The following is a 22,486-nucleotide window of genomic DNA, read 5'->3' as shown; positions in this document are numbered from 1 at the left end:
CACGGTTAATGACAAAAAACGGATTATAGCGCAATGCCCTTTGGTTTGACCAGAACCATCACCTAAATTTTGGAGAAATGTCTATAATCGCTGGTTTGAATATCATGACCAGTACAAATGAAATTAAAGAGCGCAAACTACGACAACAAAATGCCAATCATTTACGCTCAAACATAATATGGCTGAGTATTCACATTCCATATTAATGTGTTATGTAATCATCATAAGACGCCATTTCTCGCTGCATTCTTTTTTTTTCCTTAAAAGCCTCTATTTCTTGCCACTTACGCTTAGCCTGTTTACTATTTTTTTCTTCTGATTATCGAAGTAAGCATCGATATCATTAAGGTTTTCTTCTTGCCATTCTTTAGATTGCATCACAAATACTCCTATTGATAGTTTGCTCTACACTAATCAATTTATATGACAGTTTGGTTAAATTACCTTTATCTGGAATAAATGATGTTAAGCACGAACTATATTCACTTACCTACTTACCTACTCACTTACTCACATAGTCTAGGTGAATATAGCTTCTTGATTTTTATGCCATTGTCAAATTGTGATTTAGAAATAACTAACCTATCATAAGAATATTGCCAAGAAAAACGGTAAACTTAACGTTTACCGTTTTTCTTTACTTTAAACAACCTATCTATATCGAGTAATAAAAGTCGTGTTAACACGACTAGTGACCACTGAGTATAAGAAATAATAGCGCTGTTATTGTACTGGAATAGTTATTGCGCCAGTAGAAATATCACCAGCTATGGTTTCATAGGCATATTCAAATGAAATCGTATTCTTAGAGCTGGGGGTATTATCTGACATATATTCATAATTACTCATACGATAAACAGCTTGTGAGTCGTCTTGAGCTGTTCCTGTGTATACAGTGACTTGCATACGATCTCTAACAATAACTTCATTTTCGGCCAATTTAACCGTACCAACACGGCTATTATTTACATTGCCATTATTAATAAAAGTAAAGCTGCGAGCATCTGTTCTAACAACATTATCTTTAGTAATACTTAATTGACGCATAGTAAAATTTTTCAAACTATGAATACTTGCTGGTAAGTAGAAGTAAACACTTCTATCGCTATTTGAACTTGTTGAAGCTTCATTGGCCGTATTAACAGTGGTAATCGCAATACCCTTGGTAGTGAAATTCTCATTATCCAATTTAACGTCTGTAATATCAAAAGTTTGATTAGGATTAGTGATTGTAAAAAACAGTGAATCATCATTGATGTCAGTCACTTCTTCCGTTGAAATAACTTCAACGTTACCAACATTATAATGATAACTACCCGGCAGCACTAAAACTGACTCAGGGATAACTTCAAGTTTAGTATTATTTAAAGTAACGGTATGTGACGTAGCAATATTAAAACCACCGGTGAATAATGTCGCACCCGGTAAAATTAAATCGTTACTGTCATCATTTCCTTTAACTGTAGTAAAACCGCTTGTTCTTACTAAAGAAACGCTTGCATTAGGAATCGATACCCCTTGAGAGTAAAATACTTTAAAAATAGAGTTAACTGAATCAATTTCTTGTGACTTTGTTACTACTTCTAAAGCACTGACATTTGAGGTAACACGCGGCAGCAATACTAATGTCATAGTGTCTGAATTTGGTATGCTATAACAACAATTTTGATAAGTGCCTGATATACTAACCTCTAACTCCTCTTCGCTTTGTTGATATAAGCGAATCGAAGCACTTTGATAATGAATACCATTAGCGCTAAACGCTGGCATATTAAGTGAAATTTGTTGTGAAAATTTGGCCAATACTACGTGTTGCTCTGTCGTAGCATCATAAACTGACTTAAGCATGGCATTATTTTCGTCTTCAATCACCAATTCTGCTGAAGGAATTGAATTGGCAGCGCTATCAAGAATAGATATTCGATATTCAACATCACTAATAACAGCGTCATTGTTATCGGCAACATATACCGTTAATACATCAATTGAGTTTGCTGAATTAATATATAAATCAGTACCCATGAGATTATTTGAATATTCAGGTATCAAGTCAACTTTCCCATCACGGTTAAAATCAAGGCCAGCGCTAACACTGGTGTTGATATGCTTTGGCAGAGTAATGTTATATTGACCATTAACCGCGTCATAAGTGGAGGTGTGCTTATATTTTAACGTCGAAGAACTGCTACCAACATGCGAATAAGCACTAAACTCTAAATTTTCAACCGACGAATTATCGACACTATTTAAAACACTAATCTGAACCTCTTGTGGTTCAGAAACCGCAAAAGTGCCAAAGTCTTTTATCGCGACATTTGCAGTACTAGCACCGGTATTTAAGAAAAAAGCTCGACGTGAAAATTGCTCATTATTACTGGAAATAATAACTTCTATATCTGAATTAGCGGGTAATGTCGCTATTTCAAATACACCATTTATGGCGATTAATCCGTCAACGACAGTTTCAGTGCCTAAATAAACAGTGATTAATGCCGAAATAACTGGTTGGTCATCAAAACTATCAACAACAACGCCATGAAAGGTAACAGACGCTTCGCTGGTTTGTTGTTCTGAAATAACAGCTGTTTGAGCGTTAATAGCTTGCACAACATCTTTACTATCGTCGTTATAATCTAGACAACCGTTTAAAAATAGCAACGAGGCTGTTGCAATAAAAAGTTTTGAATATTTCAATCTATTTTCCTTTGAAAAGTGAATACCTTAGAGGAAAAATTAAAAATCGACCAGTTGACTTTTATCTCCCTCCGTGGCGATAAAATTTTGTGGCTAAATACTACCTTATTGGAAGTACTAACAAAAGCATTTAACCTTATTGATCAGTTATTTAATCAACTTAGAACCGAATAAACCCTAAAAACAATCTATATCTGCGCTATAATTTAATGCTTAAAACCTATGTGGCCGCGATTTACACGATTTAGGACCCAATGATATCTCCATTAACTTACCTTTCGTTGACGGCGTTTATATCGTTTTTGATCATCATCACAGTGAAATCCTGCGTAATGAAAAACGCGACAATCATGTAATTGGCCCTGATGATCCTTCAGCTGCTCTTGTTGTTTATGGTTATTATGGTGGTACTGCAACCTTCCCATCAACCTTCCCATCAAGCTGGACAAGCATGATGTAAGCCTTTGATAAAGGCGACTCAGCACAATTTAATATCGCAGAAGTTTTACACGCCAAGCGCTAGGAGTTACTTAATTTTATTATGAACTCTCACACAGGTTTAGGCCGTTTTAGAGACTTTCGGATCTCGAACTGATGGAAAAAATATTGAATAAATATAATCTGAAGGTGATTTTTTTTCGTAGGTTTTAAATAAGATAGATAAAGTAAAGACTAAACCCACTGCATTAAACGCGGAAATATTAAAAATCACGGAAAAAACACGTTTAATGCAGCTGCGCCGAGCCAGTCTAAAGCTAAAGAAGTATGAGCGGCGTTAGCCTCCCTGCTCTTTTCTTGCTGTAGTCGTCACCCGACACCAAACCAGTAAAAAATACCAAACAATTAATTTACAATTCCTAATCATCTGGCCCCTATTTTATTAAGTTAAATACGAGAAAATTAATACTGATGGCTTGATAAGTTATCAGCTAAAACATGAGCAATTTAAGCTTCAATTCCCCAACCATCCGTATAACCATTAAACTGAGTTACTATTTGTTCAAACTGAGCTTCTTGAGCAATAATTACATCATAAAGAGGGATCACTTTTATTGCACAATCTAAATCCCATGCTTTTGGATCTTCATTAATGTGAACATCACAAATAATATCAGGTGCTATTTCAGCAAGATGAGCTGCCATAGCCTGTGCTTTTTCTTGTGTTTCAAATAAGTGAAAAAAAACAATAGTATGCATAATGGTTAAATCGATACCCGCTTTTTGCATTTCAAACAATACTTTACCGGTTTCATCTTTTGGGAAGTTCATATTACTCTTCAAAGCTATAAATTAATGCGGCATTATAAACGGCAATGTTTTAAATAAATAGAATAGAAAACAAAAGTATGTGAAATCTTTTTAATAGGTGTAGTCGGCACGCCGATGCCAAACCAGTAAGCTGACTCCAAAATGCTAAATTAGAGTAAGTGGGATCTAGTTTTATAAATTGAACAGCTTGGAGTTTAATTTTTATGTCTGGCGTCGCGGTGGCGACAACACCCAGAGGAGCGTTACACACTGCTCATATTAAACTCGGCCTCTGGACTCCCCATGGTGCCCTACTCAGCAAAACACTCCAACTCACTTTTCTTTAAACATAAGCGGCGCGATGTTTATACCTGCCGAAAATCATCCCTTCACACGGCAGTCTACGCTATCCATGGCTCCGATAAACATCGCACTTATCTAAATTAAGTTTACGTTGCTGAGATGGTATTAGGAATTTGCTGCACTAGTGGTATTTTATAAAAAGTTAAAAAGAAACACCACAGATAAACCAAACACTAAGTCTGCTTCATTAAGCGCCGGAATGACGGCCAATATTCACGTATCACTGGCATGGATGCCAGTGAAAGCGCTGTTGGCACACGGACGTGCCATCAGCGCTGGTACGTCGAAGAATATTGGACGTCATGGAGGAAACACGTTTAATGCAGCAGCGCCGGGTGAGTCCAGAGAGCTTTACTTAAACATAGCGCGTTTAACCCTCTTTGGGTGTAGTCGGCACCCCGACGCCAAACCAGTAAACAAACTCCAAACCATTAATTTAGAGCCAGTAACAACTTAAACTCTAGTTTACACAGTTAAATATGAGAAAGTTATTATGGGTTGCCTGATAAATTTCTTAATCTAATTTATTTATACCAAAAATAAGCCTCAATAAAATTGAAACTTTAGGTAATCCACCAAATGATAAACACTTATAAAAATAAGGATATTTAATGACTAATACAATAGATATTGGCTATATGAAATATAGTGGTGAAGGCGTAAAAAAGGAATAATAGATGCAAAAAAATAAGCTGTAGCTCTAATTGGAATACACTTCACTTTACGTTCATGCATTAATAAACAGTCTCCTGATTTACAAAAATTCGATTACAAAATTCTTATCAAAATACAAGAAGGTTCTTGGCAAGCACTTATTCCTGACTCTTCAGCACAATGGGTTCTTGCAACAGCTAGTGCACTTGGCTTTACATATGCAAAAAAGCTATTGAAAAAATGGCAGAAAATGATTTTGGAGATATTGGATTTAAAGATGTTATAAGGAAATCTGTAGATGCGATAAAGTGGTTTGCGAAAATAACTATTCACGTAGGCGATACAACAACAAAATCATTCCACAATGTAAAATTTTTGAATAATAATAGTAAAATTGGTATTAGAAATAATGTTGGTGAATACTTATATGTCCCAAATTACATATTAGATATGTATGTTACGAGCAATCCTAATCTACTAGAAAAATTAGCGGAAAATATATTAAAAAATAAAGATCTCAAAATAGGTACTATTAGTAAAAATGAAAGAGATGAAGTGACAATTAGTCAGTCTAAAAAATTTATATTTTGCAAAGTTGACACTGATGAAGAATTATTTCCAGAATTAAAACATGGCGATATAGTTACTTTAGAGGGAGAAGTCACTCGCCAGAACAAAACAACTAATAACATGGGATTCAAATATTTAAATCACATCCTCACTGCTTACCCTAAGAATGGAAACATTGTTCAATACATGCCTCTTTTATTTTTAAACTGTAAGCTATATGGAATTGTCAGTCGAGCAGATGATAAAGGTAATATAACATTGATAAAGCCTAAACTAATTTTTAGCAGCCTTTAGATAAAGATAAAAGTAAAAGTAAATCATTATTCTAACAAAAAACCCGCTAAAAGCGGGTTTTTATTAAGATTTACAAGCTGTAAGCAAATCGCTTACCAACCTGTTTTCTCTTTAAGTGCTGAGCCAATTTCAGCTAAAGAACGTACAGTTTTAACACCGGCCGCTTCTAGTGCTGCAAATTTCTCATCAGCTGTACCTTTACCACCGGCGATAATCGCGCCAGCGTGACCCATACGCTTACCTTCTGGTGCAGTCACACCAGCAATGTAAGATACTACAGGTTTAGTAACATGAGCTTTGATATATTCCGCAGCTTCTTCTTCAGCAGTTCCGCCAATTTCACCAATCATGACGATTGCTTCAGTTTGTGGATCGTTTTGGAACATTTCCAATACGTCGATGAAGTTAGTACCTGGGATAGGGTCGCCACCAATACCTACACAAGTAGATTGGCCAAAACCAGCATCAGTTGTTTGTTTAACGGCTTCGTACGTAAGCGTACCAGAACGTGAAACAATACCAACTTTACCTGGTAAATGGATATGACCTGGCATGATACCAATCTTAGTTTCGCCCGGAGTGATAACACCTGGACAGTTAGGACCGATCATACGAACGCCAGATTGATCAAGCTTAGCTTTAACGTCAACCATATCTAAAGTTGGAATACCTTCAGTGATAGTAACGATAAGCTCGATGCCTGCATCAATAGCTTCTAAAATTGCATCTTTACAAAACGGAGCTGGTACGTAGATAACTGTTGCTGTTGCGCCAGTTGCTTCTACTGCTTCACGTACTGTATTAAATACTGGTAGGCCTAAATGCGTTTGACCGCCTTTACCTGGGCTTACGCCACCAACCATTTGTGTACCGTACTCAAGTGCTTGTTCTGAATGGAATGTACCTTGACCACCAGTGAAACCTTGACAGATTACTTTAGTATCTTTGTTAATTAAGACAGACATTATTTGGCCTCCGCAGCTGCTACAACTTTAGTCGCTGCATCAGTTAATGACTCAGCAGCAATGATATCTAAGCCAGAGTTTTTAAGAACTTCACGACCTAATTCAGCATTAGTACCTTCTAAACGTACTACAACTGGTACTTTAACGCCTACTTCTTTAACTGCGCCAATAATACCTTCAGCGATCATGTCACAACGTACGATGCCACCAAAGATGTTAACTAAAACAGCTTTAACGTTGTCGTCAGAAAGAATGATTTTGAATGCTTCAGAAACACGTTCTTTAGTCGCCCCGCCGCCTACATCTAGGAAGTTAGCTGGCTTGCCACCGTGTAAGTTAACGATATCCATTGTACCCATTGCTAGGCCTGCACCGTTAACCATACAACCAACATTGCCATCTAATGCAACGTAGTTTAATTCATAGCGTGCTGCATGAGCTTCACGTTCATCTTCTTGAGATGGATCGTGGAACGCGCGCATTTTAGGTTGACGGTATAACGCATTACCATCAATACCAATTTTACCATCTAAACAGTGAAGATTACCTTCGTCAGTAATAACTAACGGGTTAATTTCTAGTAAGGCGAAATCACAATCTTCAAACATTTTAGCAAGACCTAAAAAGATCTTAACAAATTGCTTCATTTGCGTTGGGTTTAAACCTAACTTGAAACCTAATTCACGAGCTTGGTATGGTTGAGCTCCAACAAGTGGATCGATTTCAGCTTGGTGAATTAACTCAGGCGTTTCTTCAGCAATCTTTTCAATGTCAACACCGCCTTCAGTAGAGGCCATGAATACTACTCTACGACTAGCTCGGTCTACAACAGCACCAAGGTATAATTCGTTAGCAATATCTGTACAGCTTTCTACTAAAATTTTAGCTACTGGCTGACCATTCGCGTCTGTTTGGTAAGTAACTAAGTTCTTACCTAACCAGTGTTGGGCGAAATCTTTGATTTCTTGTTTTGTTTTAACTAGCTTAACACCGCCAGCTTTGCCACGGCCACCGGCGTGTACTTGAGTTTTAACAACCCACATTGTGCCGCCGATTTTATCAGCCGCTTCTGCCGCTTCCTGAGGAGTATCGCAAGCGAACCCTTCAGAAACTGGTAAACCATATTCAGCGAATAATTGTTTCGCTTGATATTCATGCAAATTCATGGTGTTTTATCCATTTATCTGTAGATGTAAATGGCAATAATTTTTAAGTTACTACCATCGAAAAAAGTCGAAAGAGTATAGTACAAAAGCTCTAAAGAACATAGTCCTTAGAGCCTAATACTATAGTCTAGATCGAACGATAGATTTTATTATTACTACTTACTATATGTTCAGCAACAAGCGTGTTGGGTCTTCCAACAACTCTTTAATTGTTACTAAGAAACCTACTGATTCTTTACCATCGACTAAACGATGATCATAAGAAAGTGCTAGGTACATCATAGGTAAAATTTCAACTTTTCCGTCAACAGCCATTGGGCGATCTTGGATTTTGTGCATACCTAAAATTGCCGCTTGTGGCAAATTAAGTATAGGTGTTGAAATTAATGAACCAAAAACGCCGCCATTAGTGATAGTAAAATTACCACCTTGCATCTCATCCATGGTTAATTTTCCATCACGACCTTTAATAGCTAAGGCGCGAATACCGTTCTCGATACCAGCCATGCTGAGTTGATCTGCATCACGTAATACCGGTGTAACTAGACCACGTGGTGTAGATACTGCAATCGATATATCAAAAAAGTTATGATAAACAATGTCATCACCGTCAATTGAGGCATTAATTGCAGGGTAGCGCTTAAGTGCTTCAGTGACCGCTTTAACGTAGAACGACATAAAACCTAAACGGGTATCATGGGTTTTTTCGAATACGTCTTTATATTGTGTGCGAAGATCCATAATTGGTTTCATATTAACTTCGTTAAACGTGGTTAACATGGCCGTAGAATTTTTCGCTTCTAGTAAACGTGTCGCAATTGTTTTACGCAAACGTGTCATAGGTACACGTTTTTGTGTGCGCTCACCTAATGCAGCAGAAGCTGGTGCAGTTGACGCTGGCGCCGCTGCTTTAGCTGGTGCCGCTTTTGGCGTATTTTTAACAGCAAGGGCGGCGGCTTCTACGTCTTCTTTAGAAATACGACCACCTTTACCTGTGCCTGTAACATTACTAGCCGTTAGACCTTTCTCGGTCATTAAACGACGTACTGATGGACTAGCTAGTTCGTCAGAACTAATAGCTTCTTCAGCTGAAGTAACTGGCGCTGAGCTTGCTGTTGCACCAGCGTTAAGCTCACCAAGTTTTTGACTGCCTAAGACTGTGTCACCTTCAACATGAATTATTTTGCCAATAATACCATTTTCTTGTGCCACAACTTCTAAAACGACTTTATCAGTTTCAATATCAACTAAGTTTTGGTCAACAGTGACTGTATCGCCTTCAGCAACATGCCAGGCTGCTACAGTTGCGTCAGCAACTGATTCTGGCAATACCGGCACAACGATATCAATCACTTTAACTGCACTGTCTGATGCTTTAGGAGCACTTACAGTAGCTGGAGCTTCTTCGCTCTTACTTTCAGATGCTTTACCTTCAGACAAGATAGCAATAACTTGCTCGCCTAAAACCGTAGCACCTTCAGCTTGAGATATTTCAGTAATAACGCCATCTGATGTTGCTGGTACTTCAAGTACCACCTTGTCAGTTTCGATATCAACTAATACTTGATCACGAGACACTTTATCGCCTACTTGTACATGCCAAGTCGCTATTGTTGCATCTGCAACTGATTCAGGTAAAACGGGAACCTTGATTTCGGTTGTCATTTATATAATTCCTTACACACTCTTAATTAATCTCTTTATAAAAAAGAGGGTCTATTCCACATTGAGCGCGTCATAAACTAGCGCCTGTTGTTCTTTTACATGTAATGACATATAACCTACAGCTGGTGCTGCAGATGCATTACGACCTGCATATGTCAAATAGCCTTTCTCAGGGATAGCCGCTCTAAAGTGATGCTGTGAACAGTACCAAGCACCCTGATTTTGCGGTTCTTCCTGACACCAAACGAATTGCTTAACGTGCTGATATTTTGCAATTTCAACTTTTAACTCATCTTCTGGGAACGGGTATAATTGTTCGACACGAATGATGGCAACATTAGTTTGCTCATTCTTACGGCGTTGATCGAGTAGCTCGTAGTAAACTTTACCACTACAGAACACTACGCGTTCAACACGGTCAGCGTCAAGCTCATCAACTTCACCAATAACATTATGGAAAACACCGGTAGAAAGCTCTTCTAATGAAGAAACGGCCATCGGGTGACGCAATAGTGATTTAGGAGACATAACCACCAATGGACGACGCATAGGGCGTACCACTTGACGTCGTAACATATTAAACACTTGTGCAGGCGTTGTAGGTACACAAACTTGCATATTGTGATCAGCACACAGTTGTAAAAAGCGTTCTAAACGTGCAGATGAATGCTCTGGGCCTTGACCTTCATAGCCATGAGGTAACAACATGGTTAAGCCACATAAACGGCCCCATTTTTGTTCACCTGAACTGATAAATTGATCAAATACCACTTGTGCACAGTTAGCAAAATCACCAAATTGAGCTTCCCAAAGGGTTAAGCCACTTGGCTCTGCTGTAGTATAACCATATTCAAACGCTAGTACTGATACTTCGGATAGTACTGAGTCATTGACATTAAATGGGCCTTGACCTTCGCGAATGTGTTGCAATGGTAAGTGACAACTAGCATCGTCTTGATTATGTAAAACGGCATGGCGATGGAAAAACGTACCACGACCTGAGTCTTGACCGGTCAAACGAACACGCTTGCCTAGATCAACAATCGAGGCATAAGCTAAGTTTTCTGCCATACCCCAATCCAGTAATTTTTCACCACTAGCCATTTTCACACGATCGTCATAAATTTTATTTACGCGATTGTGTACTGGAAAGCCTTCTGGAATAGTCGAAATTTTACTCGCAAGCTCTTTTAACTTCTCAAGCGAAATTTCTTTATCGTAGTCGTCATCCCAGTTATGACCAATATAAGGTGACCAATCAACAGAGTGCTCTGTCATTGGACGCCACTGTTCTACAGTACATTGGCCTTCATCGAGCAATTTACGATAATAAGCGGTTAACTCATCAGTCTTCGCTTTGTTAAGCGAGTTTTCAGCATTAAGCTTATCAGCGTAAAGTTGACGGGGGGTAGCATGCTTTTTAATTTTTTTGTACATAACTGGCTGAGTGGCACTAGGCTCATCAGCTTCGTTATGCCCATGACGGCGGTAACATACTAGGTCGATTACCACATCACGTTTAAATTCATTACGATAATCAAGGGCGATTTGTGTTGCTAAGATCACCGCTTCAGGGTCATCACCATTAACGTGTAGAATCGGTGCTGAAACCATTTTTGCAACTTCAGTACAGTATTCACCACTTCGGGTATCTTCTGAACTTGATGTCGTAAAACCTACTTGGTTATTCACCACGATACGAATAGTACCACCAACTTTAAATGCACGTGCTTGTGACATATTAAAGGTTTCTTGCACGACACCTTGGCCAGCGATTGCCGAGTCACCATGAATCGTGATGGGTAAGACTAAATCACCCTCATTACAATCACGACGGTCTAATCTTGCACGCACAGAACCGATAACCACAGGGTTAACAATTTCAAGATGCGATGGATTAAAGGCCAGTGCTAAATGAACATTGCCACCTGGGGTAACAAAGTCAGACGAGTAACCTTGATGATATTTAACATCACCAGAAGATAATATTTCGTCATGCTTACCGGCAAACTCGTCAAATAGCTTAGAGGGGTTCTTACCCATAACATTAACTAACACATTTAAACGACCACGGTGGGCCATACCCATTACTACTTCTTTAGCGCCTTGTGTACCAGCACGAGTAATAAGTTGTTTTAACATGGGGACTAGCGCATCAGCACCTTCAAGAGAGAAGCGTTTTGCACCTGGGAATTTTGCCCCTAAGTACTTTTCAAGTCCATCAGCCGCAACTAATCCCTTAAATATTTCTTCTTTCTCTTCAACACTAAGTACAGCTTTTGACTGCACTGACTCCAGTCGTTGTTGTAACCAACGCTTCTCATCAGTGGAGTTGATGTGCATATATTCTGCACCAATAGAGCCACAATAAGTCGTTTTAAGGGTTTTATATAAGTCACCGAGTTTCATTGAGTCATGGCCAGTCGCCAAAGAACCAATTTTAAACTCACGATCAAAATCATTTTCTGAAAGATCATGGTGAGATAATTGCAGGTCACGTACTTTGTCACGTTTCCATAACCCTAAAGGGTCAAGGTTAGCATTTTGATGTCCACGAAAACGAAAAGCATTAATCAGCTGTAAAACTTTTACTTGCTTAGCGTCACTGCCACCTGAAACAACCACAGTTTTATGTGTCTGCTGGGCCAGATCTTTAAATTCATCGCGGATTTCAGAATGCCGATATTCAACGTCAGCACCTTCAATTTTAGGAAGTTGTTGGAAAATACCTCGCCACTCTGCAGTAACAGATTGTGAGTTATTAAGATAAGATTCGTATAATTCTTCAATATAAGCAGCGTTTGCACCACTTAAATGAGAAGACTCTATCCAAGCCTTCATAGCACCTTCGGGCATTGCCTGTTCCTTTATGGGATAAAAGCAATTAAAACAAATGGTTGAAATAAAATATCCGAGCACATTCGCTAGAAAGCACCCGGATGATTAAATTAAACCGCTCTGGTTAGCAACATTGACTTAATATGGCCAATGGCTTTGGTTGGGTTTAATCCTTTCGGACAAACGTCAACACAGTTCATGATACCGTGACAGCGAAATACACTGTAAGCATCTTGTAGGTCATCTAAACGTTCTTCTGTAGCGGTATCACGGCTATCGATAAGAAAACGATAAGCATGTAATAAACCCGCTGGACCGATAAATTTATCAGGATTCCACCAGAAAGAAGGACAAGATGATGAGCAACACGCGCATAAAATACACTCATAAAGACCGTCTAATTTTTCACGTTCTTCAATAGATTGCAAGTGCTCACGTGCAGGTGGCGCTTTACCATCGTTAATAAGGTAAGGTCGGATTTTCTCATATTGATTATAGAACTGAGTCATATCAATAACTAAATCACGTATCACCGGTAAACCTGGCAATGGACGCAAGACAATTTTCTTTGCTGGCACAGCAGACAAAGGTGTAATGCAACCTAAACCATTTTTACCATTGATATTCATACCATCAGAGCCACAAACACCTTCACGACATGAACGACGAAATGATAATGATGGATCTTTTTCTTTTAATAAAGTTAAAGCATCAAGTACCATCATGTCTGAGCCTTCTGGAATTTCCAGCTCATAGTCTTTCATGTAAGGCTTGTTATCAACATCAGGGTTGTAACGGTAAATCGAAAAAATTTGTTTCATCGCTAGTTCTCCTTAGTAAGTTCTTGCTTTCGGAGGGAAAGCTTCACGGTGGACCGGAGCCATATTTACTTTACGCTTAGACATAGATTGTGTCTCTGGCGTATAAATACTATGGCATAACCAATTTTCATCATCACGAACAGAAAAATCTGCGCGCGCATGAGCACCCCGTGATTCAGTACGGAAATTCGAAGCTTTTGCCGTACAAAAAGCAGTTTCCATCAAGTTGTCTAATTCTAAACACTCGATACGCGCAGTGTTAAATTCTGAAGACTTGTCATCAAGGCTGGCATGTTGAATACGTTCACGAATTTCTGTTAATTCTTTCATGCCTTCAGCCATGGCATCGCCGTCACGAAACACTGAGAAGTTAAATTGCATGCACTTTTGTAGATCTTTACGGATCTGGAATGGACTTTCACCTTTAGTAGATGACTCCCAACGCTTTGTACGCGCTAATGAAGCCTCTAAGTCAGACTCAGATGCATCTGTACCTGCTTGAGTATCATTTAGGTAAGTACCTAAGAAATTACCTGCAGAGCGACCAAATACTACTAAATCAAGTAAAGAATTACCGCCTAAACGGTTTGCACCATGAACTGATACACAAGCAATCTCACCAACAGCAAATAAGCCTTCTACAATTGTCTCTTTACCCGTTTCTGGATTAAAGTTAACTGCTTGACCATTGACATTACAAGGTATACCACCCATCTGGTAATGACATGTTGGTATAACTGGAATAGGTTCTACTGCTGGGTCAACATGAGCAAATGTTTTAGATAAATCACAAACACCTGGCAAACGCTTTTCTAGTGTTTCACGACCTAAATGGTCAAGTTTAAGCTTAAGGTGTGGACCCATAGGACCATCAAAACCACGACCTTCACGGATTTCTGTCATCATAGATCGAGCTACAACATCACGTCCTGCTAAATCTTTAGCATTTGGCGCGTAACGCTCCATGAAACGCTCACCGTCTTTGTTAAGCAGGTAACCACCTTCGCCACGACAGCCTTCAGTTACTAGTGTACCTGCACCGGCAATACCTGTTGGATGGAACTGCCACATCTCCATGTCTTGCATTTGTATGCCAGCACGAACTGCCATGCCAACACCGTCACCAGTGTTGATATGGGCATTAGTTGTTGATGCATAAATACGACCAGCACCACCAGTAGCAAGTACTGTTGCGCGGGCTTTAAAGTAAACTATTTCACCTGTTTCAATGCAAATAGCCGTAGTACCAACAATGGCACCGTCACTATTTTTAACTAAATCTAAAGCGTACCATTCTGAGTAGACGTTAGTTTTGTTTTTAACATTTTGTTGATACAAGCAATGTAACAAGGCATGACCCGTACGATCAGCTGCTGCTGCTGTACGTGCGGCTTGTTCGCCACCAAAGTTTTTCGATTGACCACCGAATGGACGTTGGTAGATTTTACCTTCTTCGGTACGAGAAAAGGGTAAACCCATTTTCTCTAATTCGATAATGGATTCTGGACCCGTTTTACACATATATTCGATAGCGTCTTGGTCACCGATATAATCAGAACCTTTAACCGTATCGTACATATGTTGTTCCCAGTGATCTTCATGAGCATTACCCAAGGCTACGGTAATACCGCCTTGCGCTGATACCGTATGAGAACGAGTAGGAAATACTTTTGAAATCAAAGCACAAGATTTGCCTGATTCTGATATTGCTAAGGCAGCGCGCATACCTGCACCACCTGCGCCAATAACAATGGCGTCGAATTCACGAATTGGAACGTTCACTTACACACCCCACACAGTTAATGAGCCTGCTACAAGATATACTAGCAACAGAACAGAAAAGAAAAATTGCAAACCACCACGTAAAAGCGCTGGTTTGATGTAATCGGAAAGTACTTGCCAGACACCAATCCACGCATGAACTAATAACGCAATAAGTGCTAAAATTGTAAATACTTTAGTGCCAAAACCACTAAAGTATGTCTGCCAGATTTCAAAAGTTACATCTGGGGTTATAACGAAAAAACCGACAAGATATAAAGTATAAAATGCTAGAATTATTGCACTTGCACGAACAAGTACATAGTCATGTACGCCACTACGGCCTACTGTTGCTGCATTATTTACCATAATTTAACTCCTACTACTACAGTAAGCACTAACCAAAGTGCGATAACAAACTTTGCTGTAGCATTACCCGAAGCTAGCTCTTCAAAATAACCTAAATCCATAATTAAATGACGAATACCGCCAAGTAGATGATAAATAAGTGCAGAAAGCGTACCAAGGATAATTATTTTGAAGAATACACCACTAAGTAGTGCCTCTATTTGGCTGAATCCTTCAGCAGAAGATAGGGATAAAGAAAGTGTCCACAATAAAATACCAATAGCAAACACCATGATTACACCTGATACTCGGTGTAATATAGAAGCATTGGCTGCTGCATGCATTTTAATTGTTGACAAATCTAAGTTTACAGGACGTTGTTTTTTCACGATTGTCGCCTAAGGAGCTCTTGGAGCATTCAACTTATTTGTTTTTACGCTACCTAACTAATTTACTAAGTTAGATAACCCCCTTTCAATTCAAATTATATTTCTACACTTAATAATTGAATGCAAAAAAAGAATTTAGATCGGCCCGATTATATAGATGAAATCCATTAATTACAATTCTCTTGCTGACAAATTAGAGCCTATTTTCATGGCTTACGACTAATGGCTAACCTTGGTTTACAAATATCTATTTGCACATCTGACTTTAGTCTAAGTGTTTAACAAACGAATTGACTTATAGGGGGTGATCTGAAGTAGAATGGTGTCAGTTTTATATTAACAAAAATTGTCTAAGCACTTAATTTTAACGTTTTAACAATTTTTAAGATAAGCGATTTATTATAATGGGGACGAAACATATGGCTGATTCAAAAGCCTCTCTTAGTATCGACGGTAATGTAATTGCAGAATTGCCAATTCATAAAGGTAGTGCGGGTAACGATGTCATAGACATACGTACTTTAGGTGCTGCGGGCTACTTTACCTATGACCCAGGTTTTATGGCAACAGCGTCTTGTGAGTCTGCGATCACTTTCATTGACGGTGATAAAGGTATTTTACAACACCGCGGTTATGCGATAGATAGTCTTGCTAAACAAGCAGATTACTTAGAAGTTTGTTATATTTTATTGCACGGCGAAGCGCCAAATAGAACGCAATACGATGAATTTAAAGGCATTATTAACAATCACACTATGGTACATGAAAAATTAGTACACTTTTTTCATGGTTTCCTTCCTGATGCGCATCCTATGGCGATGCTATGTGGTGTGGTTGGCGCGCTATCTTCATTTTATCATAGTGACTTAGATATACACGCACCTGATCAACGTATGCGTAGCGCGCATCGCTTAATTGCCAAAATGCCAACTATTGCGGCAATGGCATACAAATATAGTATTGGACAGCCATTCGTTTACCCACGTAACGATTTAAATTATGCAGAAAACTTCTTGCATATGATGTTCTCTGTTCCAGCAGAAGAATATGTTGTTAGCCCAACAGTTGCCCGTGCGATGGACCGAATTTTTACGCTACACGCTGACCATGAGCAAAATGCATCAACATCTACTGTACGCTTAGCTGGTTCTTCTGGTGCTAATCCATATGCCTGTATTGCTGCGGGTGTTGCATCGTTATGGGGCCCTGCACACGGCGGCGCAAATGAAGCATGTTTAACTATGCTTACAGAAATTGGTTCTTTAGACCGTGTTGACGAGTATGTTGCTAAAGCAAAAGATAAATCTGACCCCTTCCGTTTGATGGGCTTTGGTCATCGTGTTTATAAAAACTTCGATCCTCGTGCCACGGTAATGCGTGACACTTGTCACGAAGTGTTAAAAGAATTAGGTATTCAAGATCCGTTGCTTGACGTAGCAATGGCGTTAGAAAAAGTAGCACTTGAAGACTCTTATTTTATTGAGAAAAAATTATACCCAAATGTTGATTTTTACTCAGGCATCATTTTAAAAGCTATTGGTATTCCAACGAATATGTTCACGGTTATCTTTGCCATGTCACGTAACGTTGGTTGGATTGCTCATTGGGATGAAATGCTAGGTCAACCTGGACAAAAAATTGGTCGTCCTCGTCAAAAATATACTGGCGAAATCAACCGTACATTTATTCCTCTAAGTGAAAGATAACCAAAGCTAAATCTCATTAGCTAACCCTTCATCTTAGATAAAAAAGGCAACCTCTTGGTTGCCTTTTTTGATTTATAATTTTGTTCAGTCCTGAAATAAGTTATTGCACAACTAATAGCCTAATATATTGGGTCGACAAACTTCTGTACATTGTTGTTTCAAACACTATATTGTTGCAGCGATTTTTTATAATTTAAGCGGTGTCATATTTGTGCTAGACCATATTTTAATCGTCGATGAAAGTCGCTTAGTTCGAGAAGCTCTTGCTAAAATATTACTCTCCTGTGGTATTAGCAAAAATGCCATTGCATGTATCGAAAGTGCTGAAGACGCAAGAGAATATGCGCAATTTTCAGCCATAAGCTTGTTGATTTGTGCCGATAATTTAACCAGTAAAAGCAGCTTAATTTTTCGTGACGAATTAGCAAAAGCATCAAAGATAAAACAACTACCATTAATGGTACTGACGCATCAAATTGATGAAAAGAATTCAGCCATAAATTTAGACAAAACCCATAATGTAAAGTGTGCATTAACTGATAGCATTTCTCTATTCCCCCCTTTTAGAAAACAATATGTGATCGAAGCATTATTTGCATTAACACAAAACACTATATTTACCGCTCAAGCTCATCAGGAAGATGATAATGAAGCATTATCAAAGCCTGCTAGTAACACAGCACCTGTGTTACTAGAACAAAAGCCAACTATCCTTGTCGTGGACGATGAAAGCAGTAACATTGATGTAGCAGCCGGTAACTTGCGTGATCTTTACCGCGTAATGGCAGCAAAATCAGGTGAACATGCACTGAAAATAGTGGCAAATATCAAGTATAATATCAGGTTGATTTTACTTGATATTATGATGCCAAAAATGGATGGCTATCAAGTTTGTAAAAGCCTTAAAGACAATGAGGCAAGCGCCAATATCCCGGTAATATTCCTTAGTGCTAAAGCACTCGTTGAAGATATAAAATATGGGTTTGATTTAGGTGCTGTAGATTATATTACCAAACCATTAAATGGTGATTTGCTGCGTGCTCGTGTTGCTACACACATCCGCTTACAGCAGCAAAAGCTAGACCTCTCTGCGCAAGTAGCCACCCTTAAAGAAAATGCCAAGTTACGTGAAGATATTGAGAAAATAACTCATCACGATTTAAAAGCGCCCCTGAACAATATTTTATTTGAAACATATCGATTAACTGATAAAAAAGCGGCAAGATCAATTAATCGCGCAGTAAATAATGTTGTAAACATGGTTAATAACTCCCTCAATGTTTACAAAATTGAACAAGGTATTTATACACTAATGCCGCAGGCAACCAACTTAAACCTGTTAATTGACGATGCCATCAATGCGATATCCAGTATTAGCCATGACAAAAAAATCCACTTTGCATTAAGTGGCCTTGATATTGAATATGCCATTATGGCTGAGCCTTTACTTTGTTTGTCAATTTTCAATAATTTGATCAAAAATGCAGTAGAGGCCTCACCTGTAAATCACACAATAACGATAGAATTAACGCATGATAATAATGATATCTGCTTTAAACTGACCAACCACGGGATTATTGCTAAGCACTTACGCTCATCCTTATTTAACAAGTACAGTAGCTCAAACCATAGTACTGGCACAGGATTGGGCACTTATTCAGCTAAACTAATGACTGAAGTACAGCATGGTCAAATATCGTTTACTATTATCAATGAGCAGCAAACACAGTTTATAGTCAAACTGCCTGCAGCTTAACCGTATTGTTATAGATATTATTTAGCTATAGCAAGAACAGTGCTTAAAAAATGGCTAAAAATTAAGACTATATTCATATTACAGTGGGCAAAAAACACTTAATTAGTAGCCTGATTTGTTATGGCATCTAACTAAAATTCTTTGTAAATGACTAATGAGCACCTGCTAGAACACTTATTTAAAGCGCTTTAAATATCCTATGCACAAGCTAATAATGTGGCTAAATCATCAAGCAATAACCCTTAACAAAAATCAGCACATCAATAATACCGCTTGAATATTTGTTATTTTTAGCCATAAACATGTCAAAAAAATCCCCTTTTATGGCGATTAAAATGTAGTAGAGTGATATTTAGACAAATATTAGCGTTAATTAAACAAATTATTTTATAAAAATGAGTCTTAATTAGCTAAAAAATGACACATTTACTTATATTTATACTTATATTTATCACAAAATTTTACACTCTGACTAAAGCAAGCTTCATTTATGATTAAAAAATCAGCGCACTTGGCTCTTTATCATCAAGATAAGTCTAATTTTCTATCAATACTATAAATATTGAATATAAGGCTAATAAATACTAAATAGAGCAATAGGGTAAAATTGAAGCTAATAAAAAAATTAGGTCTTTACTGAGCGCTATATTACCTGCATCCATAGCTTTACTGAAAGGTACTGCTATAATGCGCAGCGAATTTTCAAGCGAGTGGATAAATAATGTCAGATTATCAATTAAGGTTCGGTGGTATTGCCCGGTTATATGGTAATAGTCAAAGTGCAGCGCTACAGCAGGCACACTTTTGTGTGATCGGTATCGGCGGTGTGGGTTCATGGGTAGCAGAAGCCTTAGCCCGTAATGGCATTGGGCAAATAACATTAATTGACCTAGATGATTTATGCGTAACCAATATTAATCGCCAAATTCATGCCTTAACCGATACCGTAGGCTTAAGTAAAGTTGACGTTATGCGCGATAGAATAAAGCAAATTAATCCTGAGTGCTTGGTTAGCACCATAGAAGACTTCGTAACCCTGGAAAATGTCCATGATTTACTGTCAAATTCGTTTGATTACGTTATCGATGCTATCGACTCTGTTAATGTTAAAACGGCCATTATTGCTCATTGTAAACGAAATAAATTACCGATTATTACCATCGGCGGTGCTGGTGGTCAGATTGATCCCAGTAAAATTGCCGTTGCCGATTTAAGCCAAACATTTCAAGATCCGCTGCTAGCAAAAGTACGTAACCAACTGCGCAGAGAGTACAATTTTTCACGGAATGTGAAACGCAAATTTTCAATTGATGCGATATTTTCCACTGAACAACTACGCTACCCAGACTCCGAAGGTAATGTTTGCCATGCTAAACAGTCAGGCGATGGATCGATGCGTTTAGATTGTAGTGGTGGCTTTGGCGCAGCAACCCAGGTTACTGCTTGTTTTGCTTTTTTTGCAGTTGCCAAGGCAATGGATAAATATTTGAAAAAAGCGCTTAGTTAGCCTTTATATATTCTACATAAAGGCTACCACGTCACTGTTATCACTCTACCGAGTGCTGTATTTTCTGCACAATAGCCCGAAGTCCATTACCACGTGAAGGGCTTAAGTGTTGCAATAAACCTAACTTAGCGAAATAACCATCCATATCAAAAGCGCTTATTTGCGCTGCAGTTTTGTTATCAACCGCAGCCAATATAATGGCAAATAGGCCTCTAATAACTTTGGCGTCACTATCACCTTTAAAGCGAAATAAGCCATCTGCCTCTTGATAACACAACAACCATGCCTGACTTTCACAGCCAGAAATTAATGACAGCTCGGTTTTATCTTCATCAGGTAAGCGTAATTGCTTTTTACCCAACATCATAATTTCACGATGTTTACTGTCCCAACTTTTTGCTTTAGCGAACATAGCTAATATGTCATCAACGGCTAAATTACTATTGGCAAGCGCATTAACACTAATCATATCATCAGATTTTGAAGCACTTAAATCATCAATAACATTCGATATTGACTCACTCAAGCTTCGTAATTGCTGCACAGTAAAGTCTATCTCTTGAAAGCTATTATATGCCGACAAAGATAAGCGGATGCAGCCATCAATATTGAGATATTGCATTAAAGGCATAGCACAATGATGCCCCGAGCGAACCGCAATCCCTACGCTGTCTAGCGCAGTAGCAACGTCATGATTATGTTGCCCTGTAAGAGTAAATGAAAATACCGGAATATCCGGCACTTCATCAACAATAAAATTTAACCCCTGCACGCTTGATAACTGCTCAAAGCAATATTGTGTTAATTGCCTTTCATATTCGAGTATCCCTCTATACCCTTGCTTTTCAATGAAACTAATCGCCACACCTAAGGCTACAACACCAGCAATATTAGGTGTGCCGGCCTCAAACTTATACGGTAAGTCATTAAATGTTGTTTGCTCAAAGCTCACCGCTTTTATCATTTCGCCACCGGCTTGATATGGTGGTATATCCTCTAGTAATTCCTGCTTACCATACAGCACACCAACACCTGTTGGACCATACATTTTATGAGCAGAAAAAACATAAAAGTCGCAGCCTAATGCACTGACATCAATATTTACATGAGCAATGGCCTGAGCGCCATCAACTAAAGTTAATGCTTGGTACTTATTCGCTACACGAATAATCTCTTCAATTGGATTAATTCGGCCAACGACATTAGATATATGACCAAAACAAACAATTTTGCTGCGTTCGCTGATAATTCCCTCTAGTTGTGTAACATCTATTTCACCGGTTTGCGTTAGTGGCAATACTTTAATTTTAGCACCCGTTTGCTTTGCAACAATTTGCCAAGGCACAATATTAGCGTGATGCTCGCTATAGCTTAAAACAATTTCATCATTGGGTTGTAATCTTGTTCGTCCCCAACTCTGCGCAATTAAATTAATACTTTCAGTACAACCTTTGGTCCAAATAATTTCTTTACTGGTTTTAGCATTGATAAATTTCTGTGCTTTTTCTCTAACACTTTCATAAGCCACAGTTGCCCTGGCGCTTAAGGCATGAGAAGAGCGATGCACATTAGCATTATTTGATTGATAATAATTTTTATGGCTGTCAATAACACAGCTTGGTTTCTGAGTTGTGGCCGCATTGTCAAAATAAATTAACGGTTTGCCATTAACTTTGCTGGCAAGAATAGGAAATTGTTGACGAAAGGAAGTAAAAGAAAATTTTTCCATAAAAATGTAATA

At 38.5% G+C, this 22,486-nt stretch carries 17 protein-coding genes; 5 read left to right on the top strand and 12 right to left on the bottom strand.

Annotated elements, in window-relative coordinates:
- Nucleotides 1-202: 202 nt before the first annotated feature.
- The 3 genes from H4J46_RS17410 to H4J46_RS16040 all read right to left on the bottom strand — a co-directional run bounded on the left by H4J46_RS17410 (nt 203) and on the right by H4J46_RS16040 (nt 3,963).
- Entirely contained in the window at nt 203-274 is a 72-nt protein-coding gene (locus H4J46_RS17410) for a hypothetical protein (protein WP_310650261.1), read from the bottom strand.
- Nucleotides 275-723: 449 nt separating this feature from the next.
- Complete coding sequence (locus H4J46_RS16045) at nt 724-2,694, bottom strand: hypothetical protein (protein WP_182234611.1); 1,971 nt, start codon at nt 2,692-2,694, stop codon at nt 724-726.
- A 945-nt stretch (nt 2,695-3,639) separates the two neighbouring features.
- Nucleotides 3,640-3,963: a ribonuclease E inhibitor RraB gene (locus H4J46_RS16040; RefSeq protein WP_182234609.1), complete on the bottom strand. Its 324-nt coding sequence runs from the start codon at nt 3,961-3,963 to the stop codon at nt 3,640-3,642.
- A 466-nt stretch (nt 3,964-4,429) separates the two neighbouring features.
- Between H4J46_RS16040 and H4J46_RS16035 the strand changes: the two genes are divergently transcribed.
- Complete coding sequence (locus tag H4J46_RS16035) at nt 4,430-4,762, top strand: hypothetical protein (protein WP_182234607.1); 333 nt, start codon at nt 4,430-4,432, stop codon at nt 4,760-4,762.
- Between the two features lie 437 nt (nt 4,763-5,199).
- On the top strand, nt 5,200-5,823 hold the full coding sequence (locus H4J46_RS16030) for a hypothetical protein (protein ID WP_220463051.1): 624 nt from the start codon (nt 5,200-5,202) through the stop codon (nt 5,821-5,823).
- A gap of 92 nt (nt 5,824-5,915) precedes the next feature.
- Here H4J46_RS16030 and sucD read toward each other — a convergent pair whose 3' ends face one another.
- From sucD to sdhC, 8 genes are all read right to left on the bottom strand, one after another.
- On the bottom strand, nt 5,916-6,788 hold the full coding sequence (sucD, locus tag H4J46_RS16025) for a succinate--CoA ligase subunit alpha (RefSeq protein WP_182137711.1): 873 nt from the start codon (nt 6,786-6,788) through the stop codon (nt 5,916-5,918).
- On the bottom strand, nt 6,788-7,954 hold the full coding sequence (gene sucC, locus H4J46_RS16020; protein ID WP_182234605.1) for an ADP-forming succinate--CoA ligase subunit beta: 1,167 nt from the start codon (nt 7,952-7,954) through the stop codon (nt 6,788-6,790). The genes sucD and sucC overlap by 1 nt, the downstream gene beginning before the upstream one ends.
- Nucleotides 7,955-8,116: 162 nt before the next feature.
- The gene (odhB, locus tag H4J46_RS16015; protein WP_182234603.1) at nt 8,117-9,619 is read right to left on the bottom strand and encodes a 2-oxoglutarate dehydrogenase complex dihydrolipoyllysine-residue succinyltransferase; all 1,503 of its coding nucleotides are present in this window, start codon (nt 9,617-9,619) and stop codon (nt 8,117-8,119) included.
- 51 nt (nt 9,620-9,670) lie between these two features.
- On the bottom strand, nt 9,671-12,475 hold the full coding sequence (locus H4J46_RS16010; RefSeq protein ID WP_182234601.1) for a 2-oxoglutarate dehydrogenase E1 component: 2,805 nt from the start codon (nt 12,473-12,475) through the stop codon (nt 9,671-9,673).
- 92 nt (nt 12,476-12,567) lie between these two features.
- A complete protein-coding gene (locus H4J46_RS16005) occupies nt 12,568-13,278 on the bottom strand; it encodes a succinate dehydrogenase iron-sulfur subunit (protein WP_182234599.1) in 711 nt (236 codons plus the stop codon).
- A 12-nt stretch (nt 13,279-13,290) separates the two neighbouring features.
- Nucleotides 13,291-15,060 carry a succinate dehydrogenase flavoprotein subunit gene (gene sdhA, locus H4J46_RS16000; protein WP_182234597.1) on the bottom strand — a complete coding sequence of 590 codons (1,770 nt, stop codon included), beginning with the start codon at nt 15,058-15,060 and terminating at the stop codon, nt 13,291-13,293.
- Nucleotides 15,061-15,408, bottom strand: coding sequence for a succinate dehydrogenase, hydrophobic membrane anchor protein (gene sdhD / locus H4J46_RS15995; RefSeq protein WP_182234595.1), 348 nt, complete (start codon nt 15,406-15,408; stop codon nt 15,061-15,063).
- The gene (gene sdhC, locus H4J46_RS15990; protein WP_182137702.1) at nt 15,402-15,776 is read right to left on the bottom strand and encodes a succinate dehydrogenase, cytochrome b556 subunit; all 375 of its coding nucleotides are present in this window, start codon (nt 15,774-15,776) and stop codon (nt 15,402-15,404) included. The genes sdhD and sdhC overlap by 7 nt, the downstream gene beginning before the upstream one ends.
- A gap of 419 nt (nt 15,777-16,195) precedes the next feature.
- On the opposite strand from sdhC, the gene H4J46_RS15985 reads away from it, so the two are divergent.
- From H4J46_RS15985 to tcdA, 3 genes are all read left to right on the top strand, one after another.
- Entirely contained in the window at nt 16,196-17,482 is a 1,287-nt protein-coding gene (locus H4J46_RS15985) for a citrate synthase (RefSeq protein WP_182234593.1), read from the top strand.
- Nucleotides 17,483-17,693: 211 nt separating this feature from the next.
- Entirely contained in the window at nt 17,694-19,238 is a 1,545-nt protein-coding gene (locus H4J46_RS15980) for a hybrid sensor histidine kinase/response regulator (RefSeq protein WP_182234591.1), read from the top strand.
- Between the two features lie 721 nt (nt 19,239-19,959).
- The gene (gene tcdA, locus H4J46_RS15975) at nt 19,960-20,745 is read left to right on the top strand and encodes a tRNA cyclic N6-threonylcarbamoyladenosine(37) synthase TcdA (RefSeq protein WP_182234589.1); all 786 of its coding nucleotides are present in this window, start codon (nt 19,960-19,962) and stop codon (nt 20,743-20,745) included.
- A gap of 40 nt (nt 20,746-20,785) precedes the next feature.
- On the opposite strand, the gene H4J46_RS15970 is transcribed toward tcdA, so the two are convergent.
- Nucleotides 20,786-22,474: a SufS family cysteine desulfurase gene (locus H4J46_RS15970; RefSeq protein WP_182234587.1), complete on the bottom strand. Its 1,689-nt coding sequence runs from the start codon at nt 22,472-22,474 to the stop codon at nt 20,786-20,788.
- Nucleotides 22,475-22,486 lie beyond the last annotated feature (12 nt).

This window comes from Colwellia sp. MB02u-6, assembly GCF_014077095.1.
Classification (GTDB): Bacteria; Pseudomonadota; Gammaproteobacteria; order Enterobacterales; family Alteromonadaceae; genus Cognaticolwellia.
Note: the sequence above shows the minus strand (reverse complement) of the source record. Positions and strands in the feature narration are given on the sequence as shown.

Bases quoted from the DNA above. Each gene is read 5' to 3' on its own strand.
- sucD (WP_182137711.1), bottom strand. From the start codon at position 6,788: ATGTCTGTCTTAATTAACAAAGATACTAAAGTAATCTGTCAAGGTTTC.
- sdhD (WP_182234595.1), bottom strand. From the start codon at position 15,408: ATGGTAAATAATGCAGCAACAGTAGGCCGTAGTGGCGTACATGACTAT.
- odhB (WP_182234603.1), bottom strand. From the start codon at position 9,619: ATGACAACCGAAATCAAGGTTCCCGTTTTACCTGAATCAGTTGCAGAT.
- sucC (WP_182234605.1), bottom strand. From the start codon at position 7,954: ATGAATTTGCATGAATATCAAGCGAAACAATTATTCGCTGAATATGGT.
- H4J46_RS15985 (WP_182234593.1), top strand. From the start codon at position 16,196: ATGGCTGATTCAAAAGCCTCTCTTAGTATCGACGGTAATGTAATTGCA.
- H4J46_RS16030 (WP_220463051.1), top strand. From the start codon at position 5,200: ATGGCAGAAAATGATTTTGGAGATATTGGATTTAAAGATGTTATAAGG.
- H4J46_RS16010 (WP_182234601.1), bottom strand. From the start codon at position 12,475: ATGCCCGAAGGTGCTATGAAGGCTTGGATAGAGTCTTCTCATTTAAGT.
- H4J46_RS15970 (WP_182234587.1), bottom strand. From the start codon at position 22,474: ATGGAAAAATTTTCTTTTACTTCCTTTCGTCAACAATTTCCTATTCTT.
- H4J46_RS16040 (WP_182234609.1), bottom strand. From the start codon at position 3,963: ATGAACTTCCCAAAAGATGAAACCGGTAAAGTATTGTTTGAAATGCAA.
- tcdA (WP_182234589.1), top strand. From the start codon at position 19,960: ATGTCAGATTATCAATTAAGGTTCGGTGGTATTGCCCGGTTATATGGT.
- H4J46_RS16005 (WP_182234599.1), bottom strand. From the start codon at position 13,278: ATGAAACAAATTTTTTCGATTTACCGTTACAACCCTGATGTTGATAAC.